Source organism: Wenyingzhuangia sp. (genome assembly GCF_039768515.1).
Taxonomy (GTDB): domain Bacteria; phylum Bacteroidota; class Bacteroidia; order Flavobacteriales; family Flavobacteriaceae; genus Wenyingzhuangia.
The window spans coordinates 1-4,837 of record NZ_JBDNAI010000048.1 but is presented as its reverse complement, the minus strand read 5'-3'; the positions used below and the strand labels follow the sequence as shown (position 1 = coordinate 4,837).

5 protein-coding genes are annotated in these 4,837 nt (G+C 35.5%); all 5 read right to left on the bottom strand.

Translation table 11 applies throughout. The features are described from left to right. A partial coding sequence (locus tag ABF281_RS03130; protein ID WP_347180243.1) for a hypothetical protein occupies positions 1 to 199 on the bottom strand: 199 nt, incomplete at its 3' end. 1 nt (position 200) lies between these two features. Further along, positions 201 to 1,151 carry an OmpA family protein gene (locus tag ABF281_RS03125; protein WP_347180242.1) on the bottom strand — a complete coding sequence of 317 codons (951 nt, stop codon included), beginning with the start codon at positions 1,149 to 1,151 and terminating at the stop codon, positions 201 to 203. Positions 1,152 to 1,158: 7 nt separating this feature from the next. Beyond that, positions 1,159 to 1,923 (bottom strand): exodeoxyribonuclease III, encoded by a 765-nt coding sequence (locus tag ABF281_RS03120; protein WP_347180241.1) that lies wholly within the window; start codon positions 1,921 to 1,923, stop codon positions 1,159 to 1,161. A 9-nt stretch (positions 1,924 to 1,932) separates the two neighbouring features. Further along, positions 1,933 to 4,221, bottom strand: coding sequence for a transglycosylase domain-containing protein (locus ABF281_RS03115; RefSeq protein WP_347180240.1), 2,289 nt, complete (start codon positions 4,219 to 4,221; stop codon positions 1,933 to 1,935). An 11-nt stretch (positions 4,222 to 4,232) separates the two neighbouring features. Continuing rightward, positions 4,233 to 4,837 (bottom strand): gliding motility lipoprotein GldH (locus ABF281_RS03110; protein WP_347180239.1); only part of this gene is annotated, 605 nt, incomplete at its 5' end.

Below are 4,837 nucleotides of genomic sequence, written 5' to 3'. Positions count from 1 at the left end.
TTTTATATATGTTCTCTATCCATAAACGATCTATCTCAGCCAATGTTTCTGGCTTAATAGTATCCTGTTTACAAGTAGAAGTTAGCCTTTGAACGCTCTTGACTTCTTTTATACTATCTTTTATTGTTTGAGCAGACAAAGTATAGATCCCAAGAAAAAACAAGATCCTAGCAAACCTAATCCTTTTTACCTTTGACATATTATTCGTTTAGTAATTTTACAACCTCATCTAAATTTGGAGAAAGTATAATTTCAATACGTCTATTTTTTGCTTTTCCAGCCAAAGTCTTATTCGTAGCCACTGGTACATACTCGCCATGCCCAGCCGCAGTTATTTGCTTTGGAGACACATTGGTGTCTTGTAAAATTCTCACTATGGCAGTAGCTCTTTTCACAGACAAATCCCAGTTGTCTTGAATAACTCCACCAGCTCTATATGGGTCATTATCTGTATGCCCTTCAATCAACACGTCAATAGTAGGGTTATTCACCAAGACTTCAGCTAGCTTTACTACAGCAGATCTTCCTTTAGCTCCGACCGACCATTCTCCGGACCCAAACAACAATTTATTCTCCATAGAAACATAAACCTTTCCATCTCTCTGCTCTACGGTCAATCCTTTTCCTTCAAATCCTTTTAAAGCACTACTAATCGCTCTTTTTAATTGCTGCATCGCTGCTTCTTTACTTGCGATCAAAGCTTCTAAATCTTTAATTCGTTTCGATCGTGTATCTAAAGCAGAAGTCAACTTGGCCAAGTAGGCTTCTTTTTCAAACAGACTTGTTTCTTTTTCCGCTAATTCGTTTGATAGATTTTGATTTTCTTTAACCTTGCTACTGATTTCGGATGAGCTATTAGACGCCAATAGATCATATGCTTCTTGAAGTTTTTGCTTTTGATTTAATGCTGCTGCTAGTTGTTTTTTTAATCTCTCAGACTGTTGAACGCAAGACCGCTTTAAATTCTGCAAACCACTTATCTCTTTGTTTTTTTCAATCTCATCTTCAATTAATTTGTCGTTCTGTGCAATTAAATCTGCATTGGTTTCGGACATTTCATCATATCGATTTGACAATTCAAGAAAACGCTGTTTGGTCACACAACTTGTTAATAATAAAAATACTACTATTGAAAATACTACTTTTCCCATCTGATTTTTATTTTGATAATTCTAACACAATTGGACAGTGATCTGAGTGCTTAGCTTCTGGTAATATATAAGCCCTTTTGATTCGATCTACCATATTCTCTGTCACCATATGATAATCTATTCTCCATCCCTTATTATTATTCCTAGAATTGGCTCTATAGCTCCACCAAGAATAGTGATTAGGGTCTTTGTTTAAGTGTCTAAAACTATCTACAAAACCTGTATGGATAAATTTATCTAACCATGCTCTTTCCACCGGTAAAAAACCAGAAGTATTCTTGTTTTGTTTTGGATTATGGATATCTATTTCTTGGTGACATATATTATAATCTCCACATATAATTAAGTTTGAAACTTCTTTCCGAAGCGATGTAACATACGCTAAAAACTGATCCATATAATCCAATTTGAAGTCTAAACGAGCTTCATTTGTCCCAGAAGGTAAGTATAAACTCATCACAGAAAAAGTATCATAATCTACACGTAAATTTCTCCCTTCAAAATCCATCTTCTCAATCCCTGTACCGTAAGCCACATGGTTTGGCTTCTTTTTACACAGAATAGCCACACTACTGTATCCTTTCTTTTGAGCAGAGAACCAATAATGATGTTTGTACCCTAAGCTTTCAAACGCCAAAAGATCCAGCTGATCTTTGTGGGCTTTTGTTTCTTGTAGACAAATGATGTCTGGGTTACATACTTGTAACCAATCTAAAAAACCTTTTTTTATAGCTGCCCTAATGCCATTAACATTGTAAGAAATAATCTTCATATTCTCCATTTAAAATTCAGGATTTGTTTCTATCAAAGAAGGTTCCTCTCCTTGATCTTGTGGAGAACCACAATCAATTGGAATACTAAAATTCTCTGGCTGCTCAAAATCTTCTTGGCTTATCGATAGGGTTTCATCGGCGTAACATTTTTTCATGAATAATGCCCAAGTTGGCAAAGACATGGTTGCCCCTTGACCTAAGGTAATTTCTTTAAAGTGAGTCGCTCTTTCATCTGCTCCAGTCCAAACTCCTACAGCTAAATTAGGGACCACACCCATAAACCATCCATCCGATTGATTTTGTGTGGTTCCTGTTTTTCCTGCAATAGGGTTGGTAAATTCATAAGGATAACCTGTAGCTTCATTTTCTAAGTAATTACCCCACTTCCCACGCAAACGAACACCCGAACCTTCTTTTGTAACTCCTTTGAGCAAATCTAATACTGCATAAGCGGCTTCTTCACTCATTACTTCCTCCGAAGTAGGAACAAAACGTTGTAACACACTACCGTTTCTATCTTCAATACGCATGACCATCGTTTGGTTCACACGAAAACCTTTATTTGCAAACATTGCATAAGCGCCAACCATATCATATAAACTTGCGTCTATACTTCCCAAAGCGATAGAAGGGTATGGTTTTATTCGAGAAGTTATCCCCGATTTTTTTGCTAAATGAACGACCGTAGAGGGACCAACTCTATCGATTAATCTAGCCGTAATTACATTTATTGATTTTGCCAATGCTTGCTTAAGGGTCAATTCTCCACCATACTTGTCTCCAGCATTTTTAGGTGTCCAATCTTCTGGAAGACCATATTTACCTTGTGGTATTGTGTAGGGTGTATTTGGATATTTTTCACAAGGAGAAATTCTAAATTCATTAATTGCAGAGGCATAAACAAATGGCTTAAAAGTAGACCCTACTTGTCTTGTCCCTTGTTTAACATGATCATATTTAAAGTATTTATGATCTATGCCGCCAACCCATGCTTTTATATGACCCGTATTTGGCTCCATGGCCAACAAGCCTGAATGCAAAAATGATTTATAATATTTAATAGAATCATAAGGTGACAAAATAGTGTCTTTACTCCCTTGATTCCAATCAAATACTTTCATTTTTCTTGATTTACTGAAGTTTTTAAGAATTTGTTTCTTCGTGAAACCTTTTGCGTGTAACGTTTTATATCTATCCGTATTAGAAATTGCTCTCCATATAATTTTGTCAATTTGTGCGTCCTCTAAGTCATAAAAAGGCGCTGTTTCATTCTTTGATTGTTCTTTGAAGAAAATCCTTTGTAAATTAGACATATGATCTTTCAAAGCTTCTTCCGCATATTGTTGCATCCTAGAGTCTAAAGTGACAAATATTTTTAACCCATCGGAGTATAAACTATAATTCGTACCATCAGCTTTTGGATGATTTTTGATCCATTTTTTTAAATAGCTCCTCAAATACTCTCTAAAATAGGTTGCATGCCCGTCACTATGTCCTTCAGGCGTATATTCTATCTCCAACGGTAGAGCGTTTAAAGAATCCTTTTCTTGTTCAGTTATCAAGTTATTTCTTTCTAACTGACCAAAGACCGTCGCACGTCTTTTCTTTGCTTTTTTTGGAAACCTCTTTGGATTATACAATGACGGATTTTTAGCCATTCCAACCAAAACTGCTGATTCTTCAAGATTTAACTCTTTTGGTTCTTTGTTGAAATAAATTCTAGAGGCTGAGCGAATTCCAATGGCATTGTACAAGAAATCATACTTATTCAAATACATGGTAATGATTTCATTTTTGGTATATTGCTTTTCTAGCTTAACCGCAATGACCCATTCTTTTAATTTCTGTCCTATTTTTTTCAACAAAGACGCATTCTCTCTTTTGTGAAAAATCTGCTTTGCCAATTGTTGCGTAATGGTACTACCTCCTCCATTTCTTCCCAATTTACCAATCGCTCTTGCAATAGCATAAAAATCTATACCCGAGTGCTCAAAAAAGCGTTCATCTTCTGTGGCAACTAAGGCATCTACCAAACTTTGTGGTAAATCATCAAAACGAACAGGAGTCCTATTTTCTCTGAAATACTTCCCGAGAGTTACTCCATCAGAGGATATAATTTCAGAGGCAAAATTTTTCTCAGGACTTTCTAATTCTTCAAAGGTTGGTAGCTTCCCAAAAGCACCCATATTTACCATCGTGAAAATGACAAACACACCCAACACAGATAACAGAAACAAAGTCCAAAATACTTTTAAATAGGTGTTAAAATTTGGTTTATTTATTTTCTTCTTACTCATTCCAACAAAAATTAATCTTGTGTTTTTTCGATTCTAAGGCCCACATCTACAACCCCTTCTAAGCCCTCAAGACCATGTATTTCTCCTCTCTTTCGCATTGCTTGATAGAATTCAAAAACATACATCCCTTGCTGGGAAAATTGATGGTTTTCTAAATAGTATAGTTTATTGTTTTTTACATCTGTAAATCCGTCTCCTAACAAATTTCCAAAAGCGTCTGCCATCTCATATTCCAAAGTGTCTATTAAAACAAGTCCGCTTGGAAGGGACATTTTACTAATAACATATAAATTTCGATAAGGATAATTTACATCTGTACGTACATTTAAAAAAACGTTTTGTAGCGAAACCGTGTCCTTGACTTCAACCTCAAAAAGCACTCGGTCTTTTAATCCCCATACCCCTTCTTTTAGTGTTTGATAAGAATCATATTCCTTATTTGAATCACAAGAAACGCAAAAAATTATACCTAGAAAACAAAAAATCTTATTCACTTTTAGCAGGTCCGTTATTGGGTTTATTCGGTCTTCTTCTTTTGTTCTTTCTTCTAGGCTTTGTTTGTTGAGCACCTTCGTGAGTTTTACTCTTATTCTCAACACCTTTATTTGCTTGATCT